12 protein-coding genes are annotated in these 21,023 nt (G+C 66.3%); 5 read left to right on the plus strand and 7 right to left on the minus strand.

The genetic code is table 11. From position 1 onward, the window contains the following. Positions 1 to 172 precede the first annotated feature (172 nt). A complete protein-coding gene (locus tag ACFVVK_RS14320; protein WP_390268026.1) occupies positions 173 to 2,344 on the plus strand; it encodes a primosomal protein N' in 2,172 nt (723 codons plus the stop codon). Between the two features lie 18 nt (positions 2,345 to 2,362). On the opposite strand, the gene ACFVVK_RS14325 is transcribed toward ACFVVK_RS14320, so the two are convergent. The 4 genes from ACFVVK_RS14325 to ACFVVK_RS14340 all read right to left on the minus strand — a co-directional run bounded on the left by ACFVVK_RS14325 (position 2,363) and on the right by ACFVVK_RS14340 (position 6,306). Next, positions 2,363 to 3,463 (minus strand): glycosyltransferase family 4 protein, encoded by a 1,101-nt coding sequence (locus tag ACFVVK_RS14325; protein WP_390268028.1) that lies wholly within the window; start codon positions 3,461 to 3,463, stop codon positions 2,363 to 2,365. Then, positions 3,460 to 4,386: an alpha/beta fold hydrolase gene (locus ACFVVK_RS14330; RefSeq protein WP_390268031.1), complete on the minus strand. Its 927-nt coding sequence runs from the start codon at positions 4,384 to 4,386 to the stop codon at positions 3,460 to 3,462. The genes ACFVVK_RS14325 and ACFVVK_RS14330 overlap by 4 nt, the downstream gene beginning before the upstream one ends. An 11-nt stretch (positions 4,387 to 4,397) precedes the next feature. Beyond that, positions 4,398 to 5,267, minus strand: coding sequence for an aldo/keto reductase (locus tag ACFVVK_RS14335; RefSeq protein WP_390268034.1), 870 nt, complete (start codon positions 5,265 to 5,267; stop codon positions 4,398 to 4,400). Between the two features lie 79 nt (positions 5,268 to 5,346). Continuing rightward, positions 5,347 to 6,306 (minus strand): sugar-binding transcriptional regulator, encoded by a 960-nt coding sequence (locus tag ACFVVK_RS14340; protein ID WP_390268037.1) that lies wholly within the window; start codon positions 6,304 to 6,306, stop codon positions 5,347 to 5,349. A 128-nt stretch (positions 6,307 to 6,434) separates the two neighbouring features. On the opposite strand from ACFVVK_RS14340, the gene ACFVVK_RS14345 reads away from it, so the two are divergent. From ACFVVK_RS14345 to glpK, 3 genes are all read left to right on the plus strand, one after another. Further along, the gene (locus ACFVVK_RS14345) at positions 6,435 to 8,207 is read left to right on the plus strand and encodes a glycerol-3-phosphate dehydrogenase/oxidase (protein ID WP_390268040.1); all 1,773 of its coding nucleotides are present in this window, start codon (positions 6,435 to 6,437) and stop codon (positions 8,205 to 8,207) included. A gap of 157 nt (positions 8,208 to 8,364) precedes the next feature. Next, positions 8,365 to 9,117, plus strand: coding sequence for an MIP/aquaporin family protein (locus tag ACFVVK_RS14350; RefSeq protein WP_390268043.1), 753 nt, complete (start codon positions 8,365 to 8,367; stop codon positions 9,115 to 9,117). A 42-nt stretch (positions 9,118 to 9,159) separates the two neighbouring features. Beyond that, on the plus strand, positions 9,160 to 10,674 hold the full coding sequence (glpK, locus tag ACFVVK_RS14355) for a glycerol kinase GlpK (RefSeq protein ID WP_390268046.1): 1,515 nt from the start codon (positions 9,160 to 9,162) through the stop codon (positions 10,672 to 10,674). A gap of 87 nt (positions 10,675 to 10,761) precedes the next feature. Here the strand turns inward: glpK and ACFVVK_RS14360 are convergent, their stop codons facing one another. Genes ACFVVK_RS14360 through ACFVVK_RS14370 form a run of 3 tightly spaced genes read right to left on the minus strand, consistent with a single transcriptional unit; the run spans position 10,762 to position 17,511 of the window. Then, entirely contained in the window at positions 10,762 to 13,905 is a 3,144-nt protein-coding gene (locus tag ACFVVK_RS14360) for an efflux RND transporter permease subunit (protein WP_390268049.1), read from the minus strand. 1 nt (position 13,906) lies between these two features. Then, a complete protein-coding gene (locus ACFVVK_RS14365) occupies positions 13,907 to 14,365 on the minus strand; it encodes a hypothetical protein (RefSeq protein ID WP_390268052.1) in 459 nt (152 codons plus the stop codon). Continuing rightward, on the minus strand, positions 14,362 to 17,511 hold the full coding sequence (locus tag ACFVVK_RS14370) for an efflux RND transporter permease subunit (RefSeq protein ID WP_390268055.1): 3,150 nt from the start codon (positions 17,509 to 17,511) through the stop codon (positions 14,362 to 14,364). The genes ACFVVK_RS14365 and ACFVVK_RS14370 overlap by 4 nt, the downstream gene beginning before the upstream one ends. A gap of 847 nt (positions 17,512 to 18,358) precedes the next feature. Between ACFVVK_RS14370 and leuS the strand changes: the two genes are divergently transcribed. After that, positions 18,359 to 20,890 carry a leucine--tRNA ligase gene (gene leuS, locus ACFVVK_RS14375; RefSeq protein ID WP_390268059.1) on the plus strand — a complete coding sequence of 844 codons (2,532 nt, stop codon included), beginning with the start codon at positions 18,359 to 18,361 and terminating at the stop codon, positions 20,888 to 20,890. Positions 20,891 to 21,023: the final 133 nt, after the last annotated feature.

The following is a 21,023-nucleotide window of genomic DNA, read 5'->3' on the forward strand; positions in this document are numbered from 1 at the left end:
CCGCCCTGGCGGAAGCCTGTTTTGTCAGTGCCCTGTGATCTGCTGTAGCCAGGCCGCCTTCACGGTGGCCTGGCTACAGGCTTTTTGGCTGAACAGCTTTAGCTGTCGGGCATCCAGACGCAGGGCGTTTACAGCGTAGTTAGACGAAAGATCCGGAGGGGAGGTGCCAGCAGTGAGTCCCCATTCGGCCGGGCGCAACTCCGGTGAGCCGCAGCAGCTCTCCCTGCTCCAGGGCTTTCCGGCCTCCGCCGCGCAAGCATCCAAAACTGCGCAGGCATCCGGACCCGCCCTGGCCGCGCACCTGCCCGTGGCCCGCGTCCTGATCGAATCGTCCCTGCCGCACCTCGACCGGCCCTTCGATTACAGTGTGCCCGCAACCCTCGACGCCGCGGCCCGGCCCGGCGTCCGGCTCAAGGTCAAGTTCAACGGCCAGGAGCTGCCGGGATACCTTCTGGAGCGCACCGACGTGTCCGACGCCGGCCACCCTCTCGTGCCTCTGCACAAAGTGGTCTCGTCCGTCCCGGTCCTGACCCCCGCGGTTGCCGACCTCGCCGGCCGGGTAGCCGCCCGGTACGCCGGGACCGTCAGTGACGTCCTGCGGGTCGCAGTGCCGCCGCGCATGGCGAGGCTGGAAAAGGAATTCGCTCCGGATGGCCTGCTCGACCCGGGGCTGTTTGGGTCCGATTCTGCCTGGGCCCTTCCGCGGCCCGGGACGGCCAGCGCCTGGGCCGCCTACCGCAACGGTCCCGCGTTCCTGTCGCACCTCGGGGCGGGGGAGTGCCCGCGCGCCGTCCTGACGGCCCTGCAGGGCTACGGTCCCGGCGGCTGGCCGCGGATGGTCGCCGAAGCCGTGGCGGCGGTGCGGCTCTCCGGCCGGGGCGCCGTTGTGGTGGTGCCCGACTACCGGGACCTCGACCGCGTGGAGTCCGCCCTCCTGGAACTCCTGCCGCCCGACGACGTCGCCCGGCTCACCGCGGACGACGGGCCGACACCCCGGTACCGCAGTTTCCTCCGCCTGCTCAGCGGCGCCGCCGGGGTCGCGGTGGGCACCCGGTCGGCAGCCTACGCACCCGTGCGGAACCTCGGTCTCGTGGTCTGCTGGGACGACGGCGACGACCTCCACATCGAGCAACGCTCCCCGTATGCGCACTCGCGCGAAGTGCTTCTGCTCCGTGCAGGGCTGGAAGGTGCCGGGTGCCTGCTCGCGGCGCATTCCCGCAGCACCGAAGCTGAACGCCTGGTCGGGTCGGGTTGGGCGCGGCCGGTGGAGGCGGAACGGAGCGTCGTCCGCCGGACGGTGGCGCGGGTGCTGAACACGGCGGACAGTTTTGAACTGGAGCGTGACCCGCTGGCCCGCATTGCCCGCCTCCCGGGCGCGGCCTGGCGGGCCGCCAAGGAAGGCCTGGAACGGGGACCGGTCCTGGTCCAGGTGGCGCGGGCCGGCTACGCCCCCTCGCTGGTGTGCGAGAGCTGCCGGGAGCCGGCGCGCTGCCCGGTCTGCAGTGGGCCGCTGGCCATCGCCGGTCCCTCGGCCGGCACCCCCGTCCCGCAGTGCCGTTGGTGTTCGGCCCAGGCCCCGGCATGGCGCTGCGGCACGTGCAACGGGGTCCGGCTCCGGCGTGGCGCCACCGGAGCCCTCCGCACGGCGGAGGAGCTGGGCCGGGCCTTCCCGGGCAAGCCCGTGATCACCTCGTCCGGGGACCAGGTCAAGGCCACTGTTCCGGATGCGAAGGCGTTGGTTGTTGCCACGGTCGGGGCCGAGCCCGTCGCTCCGGGCGGCTACGCCGCGGCCCTGCTGCTCGATGGCGACTCGCTGCTGCGCCGGGAAAACCTGCGTGCGGGGGAGGACGCCGTCCGGCGGTGGTTCAACGCCGCGGCCCTGGTGCGGCCGGCACCGGAGGGCGGCCTCGTGGTTATTACCGCCGACGACGCGGCTGGAGTCGGTGCCCTGCTGCGCTGGGATCCTGCCGGCTACGCCGGCCGTGAACTGGCCCTGCGCCAGGAGCTGCAGCTGCCGCCCGCCGTGCGGGTCGCTTCCATCACCGGCGGCCGGACCGCCGTCGGGCACTTCACCGAAGCCGTGCAACAGCGCCTGGCGGCGCAGGGAACCGTCCTGCGGGTGGCCGGGCCCGCGCCGTTGGTGCTGGCGGCGGCCGGAACCGGCCGCAATGCACGGACCCCAGGGCCCAGGGAGTATGGCGATGAGGTCAGGACGTTGCTGTTCGTCCCCTACGCGCAGGCCGCCGGCGTCACTGCAGCGCTGCGGGCCGTCAAAGCGGCGGCCGCAGCCAAACGCAGCGACTACCCGGTACAACTGCGTCTTGACGGTGTGGACGTCCTGTAGCGCGGCCGGGGCGGTGACTTAGCCTTTGTGCCAGTTGCCCTTACGCCGACTGCGGATCGCCACGGCCTCTTCGGCGACCGCCACCAGCCGGCGTGCCGACTCGTCCCAGCTGAAGTCCGAGGCCCGCTCCAGTGAACGGCGTGCACGGTCTTGCCACACCGCCGGGTCCTCGAGCTTGCGCACCGCCTCGGCAAACTCCGCCGGCGAGTCCGGGTGCACGTAGCTGACGGCGTCGTCGCCGACCTCCCGGAAAATGGGGATGTCGCTGGCGATCACCGGTGTGCCGTGGGACATGGCCTCGACGAGGGGCAACCCGTAGCCCTCGGCGCGGGACAGGCTGATCAGGGCGGTGGTGCGGGCCAGGAGGGCCTCGTATTCGGCGTCGGTCACGCCGCTGTGGAAGACAATGTTGGCCCCCGCCGGAGCCAGTGCCTCGAGTTCGGCCCGGCGCTCCGCAGTGATGCGGCTCAGCAGGTGCAATGTCATGTCCGGCAGCTCCGCCATGCCGCGGATCATGGTTTCCACGTTCTTGTAGGGCATGAAGGAGCCCATGTAGAGCAGCGTCTTGTCCGCGCCCGCCTCGGGGTTCCGCGGGGTGTGGCCACGCTGCGGGGCGTTGCCCACGATCCGAACGGGACGCCGGGTGAGCCGGTACTTCGCCATCAAGGCCTCGGTGGTGGAGCTGATGGTGGCGACGATGTCTGCCCGGTTCAGGAGGAGCCGCTGCGGCCAGAAAGCCTTGTGGTAGAGGCGCCACAGAACCCGGACCGGGGCCGGGAGGAAGCCTGGAGGCGCGGGGTGTTCGTAGTAGATGAGGTCGTGCAGGGTCAGTACCAGGGCATACTTGCGGCCCCAGCTGCCCATCGTCTGCATGGGGCAGACCACCACGTCCGCACCGAGCCGGTTGACCTTTGCGGCGACGAAGAGTTCCGCCGGGGACAGCGGGCTGTTGATCACCGTGTAGGGAACGTCCGGCAGCAGCGCGAGCTGCCGGGGATCGCTGACCAGCATCGAGACGTCGGCGATCTTGGCGGCCGCCGCGATCAGGCTGGCGCCGTAACGGCTGATGCCGTCGTGGTGGTCCAGCCGGGTGAAGCGGGCATCAATGAGGATCTTCACGCGGCGTGGTCCTTCAGGAATCGTCGGATGTAGCGGGCGGCGGGTTCGGGGGTCTCGTAGTGGATCAGGTGCCCGACGCCGGGAATGACCTCCAGTGTCCCGTCCGGCAGGAGCGCCGCGAGTTTGTGCTGGTCCGCCAGCAAGGCGATCTCGTCCTTTTCACCCGCAATCAGCAGCACGGGCAGCGTCAGCTGGCCGGCCACCTCGGAGACGTTGCTGCCGACCGAGGCCTTGAAGGCCTGGAGCAGGCTGTCCCGGTCCGCGAAGGCGGAGAAGTAGGCGCTGTGCTGCGCGTGCACGAACCGGCGGATCTCCTTGTCCCTGGTCTTGGCCATGGCCTCGCTCATCACCCGCACGATCGCCTGGCTGCGCAGCAGGGCCAGTCCGAGCCGCTGGGGCAGCCGCGCCGCGGCCTCGTAGTAGAACACCGCAAGTTTGGTCATCAAGCCCTTGGGTCCCTCAAGGGCGGGCGCCGCGATGGGATTGACCAGGATCAGTTCGGCGACGGCACCGGGGTTGGCCGCCACGAAGTGGCTCGCCACGATCGAACCGAATGAATGCCCCAGCAGGACCGTGTCCGTGCCCAGGCCCAGCGCGGCCATGAACCCGCCGACGAATCCGCCGTAGGCGTCCACAGTGTGCTCAGTGCCCTCGAGGGCGGCCGACGCGCCGAAGCCCGGGAGGTCCGGCATGATCAGGCGCATGTCCGTCAGCTGGTCGGCAACGCGGAGCAGTCCGTGGTGGTCGCCGCGGAAGCCGTGCACCACCAGGATGGTGCGGGTCCCGGGCGTGACCCGGACGGGTTCGTAGACCCAGTAGGAAATTGCCGTGCCGCCGACCGTCACGGAGGCGGCCCGTGTGCGGGCGGCGAGCCCGGTGCTGAGCAGGGGCGCGCGTGAGGCGCCGGTATCCACTTGTTCCATGCGTTCGAATCCTAGTTAACGTTGTCGGGGTGTGAGCCGGTGCGGAAGCCGCGCTCAAGGGCGGCGATCTCCGTCATGTCCGGCGGGGAAAGCTCAAAATCAAAGACGTCGCGGTTTTCATTGATCCGCCCGGAAGAACTGGCCTTGGGGATGACGATGTTCCCCAATTGCAGGTGCCAGCGGAGGATCACCTGCGCCGGCGTCCGGTCGTGTTCGGCAGCGAGGGCCAGGATCACCGGGTCCTTCAGGACCTGGCCGCGGCCCAGCGGGCTCCACGCCTCCGTGCGGATGCCCAGCACCTCGTGCTTTTCCCGCAGCTGTTCCTGCTGCAGCCAGGGATGCAGTTCGATCTGGTTGACGGCGGGCACGACCTCCGCGGTATCCAGGAGCCGGTCCAGGTGCTCCGGCTGGAAGTTGGAGACGCCGATGGCACGCACCTTGCCCTCGCGGTAGAGGGTCTCCAGGGCGCGGTATGTTTCCCGGAAGAGGCCACGCCGGGCGCACGGCCAGTGGATCAGGTAAAGGTCGATGTATTCCAGGCCGAGGTTCGACATCGACGTGTCGAACGCCCGCATCGTGGCGTCGTAGCCGTGGTCGTCATTCCAGACCTTGGTGGTGACGAAAAGATCCTCGCGCGGCACGTAGGGCGCAGTTTCCCCAGGTTCTCCGCCGGTGCCCTCGAATCCGGCAAGGGCGCCGATGCCCTTGCCGACGCCGGTTTCATTCTCGTACATGGCGGCGGTGTCGAAATGGCGATAGCCGGCCTCGACGGCCATTGTCACCAGATTCGCGGCGTCCGCAGGAGGCACTTTATACAGTCCGAATCCCAGCCGGTTGATCTTCACACCGTTATTCAGGGTCAGCCGGGGGGAGATTCTCATGACACTGACTTTACCCACTGGCGCTCCCGGGCGCCGGACAGGGGTTCCGGCGCCGCGGGTCCTCCTGCGCCGCCGCGGCTCAGGCCAGCCCGTCGTACCGGACAAGCCTCCGGGCGCTGGCTTCGTCGAGGATCAGGTCAGTGGCCAGCCCCGCCGCGAGCGCCCCGCGGAGCCCGTTGATCTTGGAGGCGCCGGACACCACGCAGATGCGGCGCCGCACCAGTCGGAGCTGGGCGAGGTCCGGGCCGGTGGACCGCTCATTGAGCGTTATGCCGTCCGAGGACCCGTCGGCGCGGAAGAACACCGTCGCGACGTCACCCACCACATCGGAACTCGCGAGGACGCTCAGGTCGTCCTCATCAAGGTAGCCGCCGGCATAGACGTGGCTGGGGTAGTCGGCGTCGACCGATCCGACCCCGAAGATGGCGATGCTCATCCGGGACTGCAGGTCGAGAATGCGCTGAACACTGCGCTCATTCCACATGGCCGTTTTGGTCGGCGCGTGGTCGAAGAACGCCGGCACCGGGAACTGTTCAACCCGCGCCCCGTAGGCGCTACCGAACCGGCGCATGATGTCCGAGGCGTACGTGATGCCGGTGGTCTGCATGTTCCCGGCACCGTTGAGCTGGACGATCACGCTGTCATGGGTGATCTTGCGGGTCAGGTGCCGGCTCACGGCGCTCAAGGTCGAGCCCCAGGCGACACCGATGATGGCATTGGAGTCCACCAGCGGCCCGATCGTCCGGGCGGCCTGCATGGCCACACGGTCCAGTGTTTCCGCCTCATTGAGCGTGTCCACCACGGGCACCACGTGCACATCCACCTTGTACTCGGCCCGGATCATGCTTTCAAGTTCGGGCCCGGTATCCAACGGGCTGCGGATTTGGATCTGCACCAGGCCGGAATCACGCGCCGCCGAGAGCAGCCGCGAAACCGTGGACCGGGACGTGCGGAGCTCGCGCGCGATGGCGTCCATGGTCAGGTCTTGAAGGTAATACAACTGGGCCGCGCGGAGGGCGTCGGACTGGCGAGAAGGCATCAATAAATTTCCCGTCTGCACGTTTGTGCATAGTGCTTGACTCCATTTTCCATTATTCCAAACAATAGAGTTGAAACGGTGCCGCGCCCCGGGGCGTTCCGCACGACAACACACCCAAGGGAGCAATTTTGGGACAGAAGGACTCAGCCCGTAAACCGGCCAACGAGCGCGCTTCGGTGCAGAAGCTGCGCACACGCCGGCACGCCCAGGTTCTGATCATCGGGGGCGGCATCAACGGGGTGGGCACGTTCCGGGACCTCGCCCTTCAGGGCGTCGACGTCGCGCTCGTGGAGCGCGGCGACTACTGCCAGGGCGCCAGCGGGGCTTCCTCCCACATGATCCACGGCGGCATCCGGTACCTCGAAAACGGCGAGTTCCGCCTCGTCCGGGAGTCCGTTGTCGAACGCAACAGGCTCCTGCGGATCGCACCGCACTACGTCAAGCCGCTGCAGACCACCATCCCGATCTTCAGCACGTTCTCCGGGGTCTTGGCCGCCCCCGTGCGTTTCCTGACCCACAAACAGGGCAAGCCCACGGAGCGCGGGGCGTTCCTGATCAAGCTTGGCCTGAGCATGTACGACTTCTTCTCCCGCGACGGCGGCACAGTCCCGCGCCACCAGTTCCGCGGCCGCAAGCGGGCGCTGGCCGAGCTGCCCCGCCTGCACCCGGGGATCAAGTATGCGGCCACCTATTTCGACGCCTCCGTCCACAACCCCGAGCGCCTCACCCTCGATGTGCTCCAGGACGGTGAAAAGGCCGGAGCCGGCGGGGCGGTCAGCCACCGGGCACGGGCCAGCAACTACGTTTCCCTCGTTTCGGCAGATACCCCCGGTACATCTACCGGAACCACTGTCCAGCTGCGCGACGAGCTGACCGGCGAGATGTTCGACTTCACCGCCGACGTCATCGTGAACACCACCGGCGCCTGGGTCGACCTGACCAACGGGGCCATGGGGGCGGCGTCGTCGTTCATGGGCGGAACGAAGGGTTCGCACATTGTGCTGGACCACCCGGAGCTGTTGGCTGCGTGCGGCGGCCGGGAGATCTTCTTCGAACATACTGACGGCAGGATTGTGCTGATTTATCCGATGGGGGACCGCGTCCTGGTCGGCACCACCGACGTCGACGCCGACATGGCTGAGGACGCCGTCTGCACCGAGGCGGAAATCGACTACTTCTTTGACCTGATCGGCCATGTGTTCCCGGACATCGAGGTGGGCCGGGAACAGATCGTCTATACGTTCTCCGGTGTGCGGCCGCTGCCGAAGCATGACGCCACCCAGCCGGGCTTTGTCAGCCGGGACTACCGGATCGAACGCCGCCCTGCAACGGGCGGGGCAGTGCTGAGCCTCGTGGGCGGCAAATGGACCACGTTCCGTGCCCTTGCCGAGCACCTGAGCAACGACGTTCTGGCCGAGCTCGGCAGAGAACGTAAGGTCTCGACCTCGAAGCTGGCCATCGGCGGCGGCGCCGGTTTCCCGGACAGCGAGGACGGGGTCCAGCGCTGGATCAAGGCCCACATGTCGGCCGGCCGCGACGCCGCCCGGGCCACCGGGCTGCTGACCCGTTACGGAACCCGTGCCGAGGAGGTCATCCGCTTCCTGGACGGCGCGGGGACCGCCAACCCGGACCGGCTCCTGCACTCCACGCGCGAGCTGAGCACCCGGGAATTGGAGTACATGGCGGGGCATGAGCAGATCGGGCACCTCGTGGACGTGCTCATCCGGCGCACGTCCCTGGCGTTCCGGGGCCTCGTGACCGGGGAACTGCTCAACGAAGTCGCCGACATCCTTTCCGGCCCTCTCGGCTGGGACGCGGCGCGCCGCGCCACGGAAATCAGCCACGCGCAGGAGGTGCTAAAGCGGTTCCACGGTGTCCGGGTCCACAGTCTGGTCGCCTGATACAAACTTGCGTGCCCGGGAAGGGAAGTCCGGGTGCAAGCACTGCGCGGTCCGCCCCGGCGGCCGGCGCAGTGGCTGGCCGGCAGCATGAAGATGCCGCAGGCCCCACGGCCCCAAAACTCGCGGAGGCCGACAACAGAAAATGGAGGAGTCAAAGATGTCTCTTGGAATAGTTTTCTTGTCCGAAGTATTCGGCACCGCAATGCTGACCCTGCTGGGTTGCGGTGTGGTGGCCAACGTTGCGCTTAAAGGCACTAAGGGCAATAACGGCGGGTTCTTGATGGTGACTTGGGGATGGGGCATCGCCGTCTTCGCCGGTGTCTATGTTGCTGCCATCTCAGGTTCGCACCTGAACCCGGCCGTGACCTTTGGCCTGCTGGTCAATGGGAAGAGGTTGTACGCTCCCGGCGTTCCGGTCGACGTCGCCTCGACCCTGACCTACTTCGGCGGTGAACTGACCGGTGCCTTCCTGGGTGCCGTCGTCATGTGGCTCGCCCACAAGCAGCACTTTGATCTCGAGCCCGAGCCCGCCAGCAAGCTGGCCGTGTTCTCCACCGGCCCGGCGATCCGCTCCAACCAGTGGAACCTGATCACCGAAATCGTCGGCACCTTCGTCCTCGTGTTTGTCATCCTGACCTTCGGCGGGACGCCTTCCGGACTCGGCCCGCTGTCCGTGGCGCTGCTGGTGGTCGGCATCGGTGTTTCGCTCGGCGGCCCCACCGGATACGCCATCAACCCCGCCCGTGACCTCGGCCCCCGCATCGCGCACGCCTTGCTTCCCATCAAGGGCAAGGGCTCCAGCGACTGGAGCTACTCCTGGATCCCGGTGGTGGGCCCCCTCATCGGCGGCGCACTCGGCGGCCTTGTGGCAGCCGTCGTCCCGATCATCGTCCCTGTAATCCCTCAGTAACCGCCAATTCACCTGCCACGCCAAACAGACAAGGACGTCAACATGAACCAGTACGTAATAGCAATTGACCAGGGCACCACCAGCACGCGCGCCATCGTGTTCGACCACAGCAGCAGCATCGTCTCCTCGGGCCAGATGGAGCACGAGCAGATCTTCCCGCAAGCCGGCTGGGTGGAGCACGACCCCGCCGAAATCTGGAACAACACCCGCGAGGTCATCGCCTCCGCCCTGTCCAAGGCGAACCTGACCCGCCACGACATCGCGGCCGTCGGCATTACCAATCAGCGCGAAACCGCAGTCGTGTGGGACAAGACCACCGGCAAACCCGTCTACAACGCGATTGTGTGGCAGGACACCCGCACCCAGCCGATCGTGGACGAGCTTGCCAAGGACGGGGGGCCGGAGCGGTTTAAGCAGAAAGTCGGCCTGCCGCTGGCCACCTACTTCTCCGGCACCAAGATCAAGTGGATCCTGGACAATGTCGAGGGCGCCCGCGCCAAAGCCGAGGCCGGGGACCTGGTGTTCGGCAACACCGACTGCTGGGTGCTCTGGAACCTGACCGGCGGGACCGACGGCGGCGTCCACGTCACGGATGTCACAAACGCCTCGAGGACCATGTTCATGGACCTCGAAACGCTGTCCTGGGACCAGGAAATCCTGGATGCCTTCGGGGTCCCGGCCTCCATGATGCCGGCCATCAAGTCCTCCTCCGAGGTCTACGGCACCGTGCACACGTCCCAGCTGCTGCGTGAAGTTCCGGTCGCCGGCATCCTGGGCGACCAGCAGGCGGCGACGTTCGGCCAGGCCGCCTTCGCGAAGGGCGGGGCCAAGAACACCTACGGCACGGGCAACTTCATGATCGTCAACACCGGTGAGGAGATCGTGCACTCCAAGAACGGTCTGCTGACCACCGTCTGCTACAAGATCGGCGACGCTAAACCGATCTACGCCCTGGAAGGCTCCATCGCGGTCACCGGCTCCCTGGTCCAGTGGCTTCGGGACAACCTCGGCATGATCAGCAGCGCCCCCGAGGTGGAGACGCTGGCGAAGACGGTCGAAGACAATGGCGGCGTCTATATCGTCCCTGCCTTCTCCGGCCTGTTCGCCCCCTACTGGCAGGGCGATGCCCGCGGCGTCATCGTGGGACTGACTCGCTACGTCAACAAGGGGCACATTGCCCGGGCCGCCCTGGAAGCTACGGCATTCCAGACCCGCGAGGTCCTGGACGCCGCCAACGCCGATTCAGGGGTGGATATGGAGGACCTGAGGGTCGACGGCGGGATGGTCGCCAACGACGCGCTGATGCAGTTCCAGGCGGACATCCTGGGCATCCCGGTCATCCGCCCGAAGATCGTTGAAACCACCGCGCTGGGTGCTGCCTACGCGGCCGGCCTGGCAGTGGGTTTCTGGAAGGACACCGAGGAGGTCGGCCAGTACTGGGCGGAGGACAAGCGGTGGGAGCCCGCCATGGAAGCCGGCGAGCGGGATCGCCAGCTCCGCCTCTGGAAGAAGGCCGTTACCAAGTCCATGGGGTGGGTGGACGACGACGTCAGGTAGCCTTTCTGGGCGTCTGGACAGGCGAGGAAGAGCTCCGGCCAGCCATGCTGGCCGGAGCTTTTTCTTGCCCCCGTACGGTTCTTGCCCTTACACGGCGGTTGCGGTTTCGGGCTGGCGGGGCCCGCGCTCACGGTCCGGACCCTTCTTGGCGAACCGCAAGTAGAGCGACGGAACGATGAACAGGTTGACCTGTGTCGAGGTCACCAGCCCGCCGAGGATCACCACAGCCATCGGGTGCTCGATCTCATGGCCGGGCCGGGCGCCCATCACGACCAGCGGGACCAGGGCGAGCGCGGTGGCAAGCGTCGTCATCAGGATCGGTGACAAGCGCTCGGCTGCGCCCCGCAGGACCAGGTCCCGGCCGAACGGCATGCCCTCGAACTGCTCCAGATGCTGGCAGTGGTTGATGAGCAGGATGCCGTTGCGGGCGGCGATGCCCATCACTGTCAGGAATCCGACCAGTGAGCCGAGGGACAGGATTCCGCCGCTCATGTGCGCGGCGATCACCCCGCCCACGAGGGCAACCGGCAACGTCAGCATGGCCAGGATGGCCAGCCGCCAGCTGCGGAATGCCGCCTGCAGCAGGAGGAACACCACAATGACGGCGCCGATCGCGAAGAGGAGCAGCCGCTGCGAGGCAGCCTGCCGCTCGGCGTATTCGCCCAGGATGTCGGCGCTGTAGCCGGTGGGGAACTCCACCGATTGGAGGTCGGCCTCGAGCTTTTCAACGACTTTGGCGAGATCGCCTTCCTTGACGTTGGCGCTGACGTCGAGACGCCTGGACCCTTCTGACCGCTCAATGACATTCGGCGTTGGCTTCACTGAGATCTTGGCGACGTCGGCCACCCGGATCCTCTGTCCGCTGGGGGTGTCCAGGGGGAGGTTCTGGATGCTGGTGACGCTGGTCCTGAGCTCCGGTGCGCTCCAGACCTGGACGTCGTAGGCCTTGCCGTCCCGGTAGACGTCCCCGACCTCCTCACCGGACACCAGGGTTGCCGCGGCACGCCGGACGTCGCCAGGCTTCAGTCCGTAACGGTTGGCCGCGTCCAGATCCACCTCGACGTCCACCTGAGGCACGTTGACCTGGAGGGCAACCTTGGCGCCGATTGCCCCTTCGATGCCGCCCAGAACGGCCTTGACCTTATCCGCCTGCTTCTTCAGGGTGTCCAGGTCATCTCCATAGACGCGGACGACGATCGAGTAGCCCGTGCCGGTCAGCACCTCGCGGACACGTTCCTTGAGGTACGTCTGGACATCCCGGTGGATGCCCGGGTAGCCGTCGACGATCTGCTGGATGGAGGCCAGGGTCTTGTCGTAGTCGACCGAAGGGTCGACGCTGATCCAGTTCTCACCGAAGTTAACGCCCACCACCTCGTCGGCGGCAAAGGCCTGGCCGATATGGGACCCGCAGTTGTTGACGCCGGGGACGGTCATCAGTTCCTTGCAGGCCAGCTGGCTTACGCGCACTTCCTCGGCGTTGGAGGTGCCTGGTTGCGTGACCCAGTGCATGAGGAAGTCGCGTTCCTTGAACGAGGGCAGTAGCGACTGGCCCAGGAGCGGGGCCGCCAGGATTCCCACGACGCCTAACGCCGCCACTGCTAGGTAGCCGGGGAGCGGCCGCCTCACAATAGGCCGCAGAGCGGCGCCGTACCAGCGTTTCAGCACCCGGACCACGGGCGGATCCCGGTCTTCCAGCTTGGCATTGCGCAGGAAGATGTACGCCATGGCGGGTGTGACGGTGAGGGCCACCAGCATGGAGGCCATCACGGCAAGGGTGTAGGAGATGGCCAGTGGACGGAAGAAGGCGCCCGTCAGTCCGTCCAGGAAGAAGATCGGCACAGTGGCTGCAACGATGATCAACGTGGCGTAGACAATCGGGCCCCGAACCTCCAGGGAGGCATTGACGACCACCCTGGCGGTGCTTTCGGTTCCCCCGCTGGCGCGGTGGTGCCGCAATCGCCGGACGATGTTTTCGACGTCGATGATGGCATCGTCGACTACCACCCCGACGGCGATCACCAGCCCGGCAAGCACCATCGTGTTAATCGTTCCTCCGGTCCAGTACAGCACCAGGGCCGCGGCAGTGAGGGACAGCGGGATGGCCATCACGCTGACCAGCGCAGTCCGCCACTGGAACAGGAACACGCTCAGCACCAGGACCACCAGGAAGCAGCCCAGCAGGAGCGCGACGCTCAGGTTGCCGAGGGATTCCTCGATGAACGAGGCCGGACGGAACAACGTCGTGTCCACTTCGATGCCGGTCAGGCCCGACTGCAGTTCGTTGAGGGCCTCCTCAACCCCGCGCGTCACTTCGAGCGTGTTGCCCCACGGCAGCTTTTCGACGATCAGCATGAGGCCGGGGCCGCCGTTGATCACCGCATCGCCGATGAGCTGCTGGTGGTCTTCCACTACGTTGGCCACGTCGGCAAGCCGCAGTGGCGGTTTTCCCTCCCGCTCCTCCAATGCCACTTGGGCGAGCTCCGCCGGCGAGGTGATGGGCTGGACGTGCCTGATGCCCAGGCTTTGGTTTGGCGTTTCGAGCGCTCCGCCGGTCCCGATCAGGGCGCCGGGGGAGTACTTGAGCAGGCCCGCGTCCAAAGCATCGGACGTGGTGTTCATGACGTTATCCAGCGTGACGTCGTTGGCCGCCAGTTTGGCCGGGTCCACCTGGACCTGGAGCATCTGAAGGCGCTCGCCCCAGATCGCCACATTTGCCACGCCCGGCACCCGCAGCAGATGTGCCCTGATGTTCCAGTAGGAGATCATGGACATCTCAATCAGGGACCGGGTATCGGAGGAGAGCCCGATCTTCATGACACGGCTCGTGGAGGACAACGGCTGGAGCATCACCGGCGGGGCCGCCCACGTGGGCAGGGTCGGGATAACCGTCGCCATGCGCTCCGAGACCAGCTGCCGGGCGGTGAGCAGGTCGGTTCCCGGCTTGAATTCCATGACAATGGCGGACAGCTGGGACACGGACTTCGACCGCATCTGGTCCAGGCCGTCAATGCCGTTGAAGGCCTCCTCCATCGGAACCGTGACGAGTTCCTCAACTTCCGAGGCTGTGAGGCCCAGGCACGCCGTCTGGACCTCGACACGGGGCGGTGCGAACTCCGGGAAAACATCCACCGAAGCACTGCTCAGTTGCGCGCCGCCCACGATCATGAGGGCGGCCGCCATCGCAATGATGATCGACCGGAACCTCAGGCTTGCAGCGACAATCCGGCGCATATCAATGGGCCGTATCGAATTCAGCGCCGAACAGTTCAGCCGCGCCGACGGTGACGACGACGGTGCCCGCCGCTGGGCCGGCCGAGGCGGTGACCACCCCGGACTCCACCTTGGATACTGTGACCGGCTGGCGCTGGTAGACCTGCGGGGCCGGGTTGGTGTAAACCCAGGTCTTTCCGCTGGAGTCATAGAGCAGCGCCGCGTACGGCAGAGTGACGGACGTCCCTGTGGCCGCCTTGACGGTATCGGTCTTCAGGTCCAGGCGTTCCAGTCCCTTTTCGGTCAGGGTCAGTTTCGCAATGCCTGTTGCGGCGTTCTTCTCCACCTTGGCGGGTTCGTTAGCCGAGACCGCGGCGGGAGTCGCCGCCGTCGTCTGGGCACACGCGGGCAGTGCGAACAGGATTGCTGCGCAGGCAGCGGCCGCCAGAGGCAGGCGCCGCGGGGGCTGTTGGCTGGTCATTTTGTTTCCACCTTTTCCTGCATAACGGACTGGACGGGGGCTTCGGCTTCGTAGACATCAGCCCACTCTTCGGGAGCGGACCGGGGTCCGAACCAAAGCGCGAGCAGGGGGAGCACGAAGATCCCGATAAGGGTTGTGGTGATGAGTCCACCGATGATGATCAGGGCCATTGGCCCCAAGAGGGCCTCGCCGACTGCGCCGCCGAACAGTCCCGGCGGGATCAGGATCGCCACAGTGATCAGGGTGGACTTCAGGATGGGCGATATCCGGTCCCGGGCCGCCATCATGATGACCTTTCCAGGGGGCTCCTGCGGGGCCGTCCTCCACAGCTCGTCCGCGCGGGCCGAAAGCAGCGCCGCATTGCGGCTGGCGATGGCCAGCACCACAACAAAAGCCGTAAGCGCCAGCACCGTTACGGCGCCTCCTGCGAGCCACGCCGCTATCGCTGAGCCGGCCAGTGCCGCCGGCAGGGACAGGAAGACGGCGAGCGCCAGCTTCCAGCTTCGTACGGCGGTCTGGAAAAGTAGCAGGATCGCGATGAGGGCCGCTGCGCCGATCCACAGAACGAGGTTGTCCCCGGCCAGCTGTTCGCTGTACTTGGTAGGGATTTCGGCGTGGTACTCCAGCGGGAACTGGATCTGCTTCACCGCCGCGGTGATGTCGCGCTGGATATCCGCCAGCGGCCGTCCGCTGACATCGGCCACGACGTCGATCCTGCGCGAAGTGTCGTCGTGCATGATGATGACTTCATTGGGAACGAGCCGGACATCGGCGATCTGGCCCAGCTGGACCTGGCCGCCGTTTGGCGTGTCGAGCAGAAGCTCGCGGATGCTGGTCAGGTCATCCCTGACGTCCACGGCGCCGCGGACCACCACTTCAAAGACCTTTTGCTGTTCGAAGAGGTTGCCGACCACAATGCCCTGCATCAGGGCCGCGGCGGCACGGCGTGCGTCGCCGGGTTTGATACCGACCTTTTGCGCCGCTTCGAGGTTGACCTCGACTTCGACGATCGGCGTCATGGCGCTGGCGTTGATGGTGGGGTTCTGCACGCCGTCGACCTTTTCGATGGCCTTGCGGACCTCTTCGGCCTTCTCGCGCAGGACCGGCATGTCAGTGCCGTAGACACGGACTGCGAAGCCCGGGTCCATGCTGTCGCGCTGTTGGCCGATCTTCTGCTGGGAGTAGTTCACCACGTTGTGAGCAATGCCCGGGTAGCCTTGGACGACGTCGCGGACTGCCTTTTCAGTCTCGCTGAAGTTCGCATCAGGTGTGATGGACACCCAGAGTTCCGCGGAGCTGTTCCCGACAACCTGGTCGGAGGAGATGGCCCGGCCGATGTGGCCGCCGACGCCGGACACGCCCGGCAGGGCCCGGAGCTCATCGGACGCCTTCGCGGCGACCCGGCGGACCTCGTCGGTGGACGTGCCCGCCATGGAGTCCCACTGCACCAGGAGTGTACGGTCCGGGACTGTCGGAACGACCGGCCGGTTGCCAACCAGCTGGGATGCGGCCGCGAGGCCCAGCAGGCCCACGACGGCGACGGCTACGACTCCCAGCGCCGTGCGGGAGCGTGAACCCTCGAGCGCCCGGTCATAGAACTGCCTTGCCCGGACAACAGCGGGCGACTCTGCCCGCCGCGACGTCTCACGGGGAAGCAGGAGATACGCCAGGACCGGCGTCACGGACAAGCCCACCAGCAGTGCCACGGCGAGGGTGAGCGCCATGGACCAGAACAGTGGCTGGAAGAACGCACCGCCGACTCCCGTGACGAACAGCGTCGGAACGAGCGCCAGGACCATGATGAGGGTGCCATGGAACAGCGGCGTGCGGACGCTGCGGACGAGCCGGACCATGCGGAACCTGATGGTGACATCAGTCTCCGTCTCCGAGGTCCGCAGGGGCCGGCGCCGCTGCGCCTGGACGTCCTCCACGATGTCACCCACGATCACGGAAACAGCCAGCACAATGCCGGCCAGGATCGAGATATTCAGCGTGGAGTCGAGCAGATAGAGGACCACACCCGCCGACATGACCGTGGTGGTGATGGCCGCGAGGGCGATCACGGCCACCCGCCAGGAGCGGAAAAGCACCCAGAAGAGCAGGACTGTGATCAGGAGGCTCACCAACAGGGCCACCCCCAGGCCGTCGACGGCATCTTGCAGGAACGACGCGGGCCGGAAGACGGACGTGTCCATCTGAATACCGGAAAGCCCCGGCTGCATGTCGTTCAGGGCGGCCTCGATGTCCTTGGTGACCTGCAGGGCACTGGTTCCGGGGAACTTCTCCACGACGAGGAGAAGGCCTGCATCCTGTCCGACGACGGCGTCGCCGATCAGTGGCTGGTGGTCCTCCTTCACCTGGGCGACGTCGCCCAGGAGCATGGGAGATGCGGCCTCTTCGACGCTGACCTTGGATAGATCCGCGGGGGTCCGGATTGGAAGGACGTGTTGGATACCCAGACGCTGGCTCGGCGACTCGACGAATCCGCCGGTACCGGGGGTTGACGCCTCAAGGAAGCTCAAGGGGGACACCCAGACGGCGTTGCCAGTGGTCTTAATGACCTGTTCGAGGGTGATGCCCTTGTCCCGCAGCTGCGTCGGGGTGACCTCGACCTGGAGCTGCTGCTCGCGCTGGCCCCAGATGGAAACATTAGCCACACCGGGAATGCCGATCAGCCGCGGTTTGATCTTCCACCGCGCCAGCACCGACATTTCGATGCCGGAGAGCTGCTGGGAGCTCATCCGGACCATGAGCACGCGGCTGGTTGAGGACAGCGGCTGCATGATCAGCGGCGGCGCCGAGACGTTCGGCAAAGCGTGCGCCTGGGTCATGCGTTCGGCCACAAGCTGGCGCGCGCGCAGTAGATCCGTTCCCGGCTCGAACACGAGCTCAATGGAGGACAGGCCGGGAACAGACTTGGATCGGATTTCATCGAGCCAGGCCACCCCGTTGAGGAGGTCGGCTTCCATCGGAGATGTGATGAGCTGCTCGACTTCGGCTGCTGAGAGGCCCAGGGCCTCGGTCTGGATCTCAACGTGCGCGGGCGCGAACTCGGGCATGCTGTCGACGGCGATCCGCGGGACGTTCACCAGTCCGAAGGCAAGAAGTCCGGCGGCCACGGCGAGAACCAGAATGCGGAACTGCATACTGAACCGGGTAATCCAGCCGAACATGACTAGCCCTTTTCCAGGGCGCCGACGTCGTACCGGCGGGCAGCGGTGGTTCTTGGTAGTTGCAAGGAAGAATGGCGCAAGTGATTCATGACAGGCTCCTCAACCCGAGACCAATTGCGAATCCCCCCAAGAGACCCCACTTGCTGGTCTTCTTCGAATAGTGCTCCGGCCCTGAACCGTTTGGCAAGGACAAAATTTTGTGCGAATTGCTAGTCCGCTCCCGGTAAATTCCCAGCTAGGGGGCTCATAATGCGCCGTGTCACTTGGGGCTTCGCGGAACTGTCCAGGCCGCCCCCGGACCTGCGCGGGTAGTGAAGTGTGACCTGCGTGCTTTCGCCGGGAGGGCTACCTGAATCCGGCCGCAAACACCCGCGCGGTGCCTTCCGCTATGGACAGGTGGATACCGCGGACGGGCGGCGGCGGCATTTGTAACGATTTCGAGTACGGGAGCCTGGGCCGCGGGCCGGCCCTATGTGTCCGGCACGTTCGGGGCCCGTCCGGGCTGGGGTTCAGCGCAATCGGGCCCGAGGGGCTAAAGTGGTGCTATGCGCGCTGTGCTCCTGCTTAGCTAGCCGCCCGGCATCCCGACGCCTTGACCCCGAAGACCTTGATCCCGAAGACTTCGGATTGCCGAGCGGCGGCCCCTCCATGTCGAGGGGCTTTTGTGTGTCTGGGGCTGTGTGGCGGCAGCGGCAACCAATCAGTGCCGGGCAGCCGGCCCGGACAGTGCAGACTTGAAGGTAAACAGGCCTGGCGGCAGGCGGGCCTGATGGTAGACAGGCTTGGGATAACAGGCCGTATAGAACAGAAGAGGCCAGCAGTGAGCGTTCAGCCGGAAACACAGACCGGATCACCAGGAGCCGCGGCGGAGGCGCCCGAGGAAGGTGCCTACAGCTTCGCGGCGATGGAAGCCAAGTGGCCGCAGGTCTGGGAAGACCTGAAGGTCTTCACACCGCTCGACGACGGCACCAAGGAACGCCGCTACGTGCTGGACATGTTCCCGTACCCGTCCGGTGATCTTCACATGGGCCACGCGGAGGCGTTCGCGATGGGCGACGTCGTGGCCCGATACCTGCGCCAGCAGGGGTACGACGTGCTGCACCCGATCGGCTGGGACTCCTTCGGCCTGCCGGCGGAAAACGCCGCGATCAAGCGCAACGTACACCCCAGCGAATGGACCTACGCCAACATCGACACCCAGGCGGCGTCGTTCAAGCGCTACGCGATCTCAGCCGACTGGTCCCGCCGGCTGCACACCTCGGATCCGGAGTACTACCGCTGGACCCAGTGGCTGTTCAAGCGTTTCTACGAGCGTGGACTGGCTTACCGCAAGGATTCGCCGGTCAACTGGTGCCCCAAGGACCAGACGGTGCTGGCCAACGAGCAGGTCGTCAACGGCGCCTGCGAGCGTTGCGGCACGCCCGTCACCAAGAAGTCGCTAAACCAGTGGTACTTCAAGATCACCGACTACGCGGACCGGCTGCTCGATGACATGGATGAACTGCGCGGCCACTGGCCCGAACGCGTCCTGGCAATGCAGAAGAACTGGATCGGCCGCTCCGAGGGTGCGCACGTCAACTTCGTGATTGAGGCCGACGGCGGCAAGCCCGCCAAGGACGTCACCGTCTTCACCACCCGCCCGGACACCCTTTACGGCGCCACGTTCTTCGTTGTCGCGGCGGATGCCCCGCTCGCCGTCGAACTCGTCACCGAAGAGCACGCGGGCGCCCTGGACGCCTACCGTGAACAGGTCAAGGCCCTGTCCGAGATCGAGCGCCAGTCCACCGAACGCGAAAAGACCGGCGTCTTCACCGGCCGCTACGCGGTCAATCCGCTCAATGGCGAGAAGCTGCCCGTCTGGGCTGCGGACTACGTCCTGGCCGACTACGGCACGGGCGCCATTATGGCCGTTCCGGCCCATGACCAGCGCGACCTCGACTTCGCAAGGACCTTTGACCTGCCGGTCCGGGCCGTGCTCGACACCGGCGAGGAAGACCCCGCACTCTCAGGCAGGGCGACGGCCGGTGAGGGCACCCTGATCAACTCCGGAACACTGGACGGGCTGCCGAAAGCCGAGGCCATCCCGGCCGCCATCGCAATCCTGGAGCAGCAGGGCACCGGCGAGAAGTTCGTGAACTTCCGCCTGCGTGACTGGCTGCTGAGCCGGCAACGGTTCTGGGGCACACCGATCCCCATCATCCACTGCCCCGCCTGCGGTGAAGTGCCCGTCCCGGACGAGCAACTGCCCGTGACCCTGCCGGCGGACCTGCGCGGCGAGGACCTGTCCCCGAAGGGCACGTCTCCGCTTGCCGCCGCCGCTGACTGGGTCAACGTCGAGTGCCCGAAGTGCCACGGCCCGGCTAAGCGCGACACGGACACCATGGACACCTTCGTGGACTCGTCCTGGTATTTCCTGCGCTTTGTCTCCCCGCAGTTCACCGAAGGCCCGTTTGATCCGGCCAAGATCAACGACTGGATGCCGGTAGGCCAGTACGTCGGAGGCGTCGAGCACGCAATCCTGCACCTGCTCTACGCACGGTTCTTCACCAAGGTCATCCACGACCTCGGGATGATCGACGCTGATGAGCCGTTCCGGGCGCTGCTGAACCAGGGGCAGGTGCTCAACGGCGGCAAGGCCATGAGCAAGTCTCTTGGGAACGGCGTGGACCTTGGCGAGCAGTTGGACAAGTTCGGCGTGGACGCCGTACGCCTGACGATGATCTTCGCTTCGCCGCCGGAGGACGACGTCGACTGGGCGGACGTCTCGCCGTCGGGCTCTGCGAAGTTCCTCGCCCGCGCGTGGCGGCTTGGCCAGGACGTGACGAGCGAACCCGGCGTCGACTTCTCGACCGGTGACCGTGCCCTGCGCACGGTGACCCACCGCACCATTGCCGACGCGCAGTCACTGCTCGACCACAACAAGTTCAACGTGGTGGTGGCCAAACTGATGGAGCTGGTCAACGCGACCCGCAAAACCATTGACGCAGCCGCCGGTGCCGGCGGAGCCGACCCAGCGGTGCGCGAAGCCGTGGAAGCCGTCGCCGTCATCCTGAGCCTGTTTGCGCCCTACACCGCCGAGGACCTGTGGAACGTTCTGGGACACCCCGCATCGGTCGCGAACGCCGGTTGGCCCACGCACGACGATGCGCTGCTGGTGGAGGACACGGTTATTGCCGTGGTCCAGGTGCAAGGCAAGGTGCGGGACCGCCTGGAGGTTTCCCCGGACGTCTCCGAGGATGAACTGCGCGAACTGGCGCTGGCCTCGGAAAACGTTCAGCGGGCCCTCGACGGGCGGGCCCTCCGCACGGTGATCGTGCGGGCACCTAAACTGGTCAACATCGTTCCGGCCTGACCGGACGTACGTTTGTGGCGCCGGGGGGCCCCCCAATGTGGGGCGCCCCGCGGGAGAAAATTTACGGTTTTAACGGTGGAAGTGTTGGAAAGGGAGAAAAAAAAAAAAAAAAAAAAACAAAAACAAAAATTGA

The organism is Arthrobacter sp. NPDC058192 (assembly GCF_042883665.1).
GTDB lineage: Bacteria > Actinomycetota > Actinomycetes > Actinomycetales > Micrococcaceae > Arthrobacter.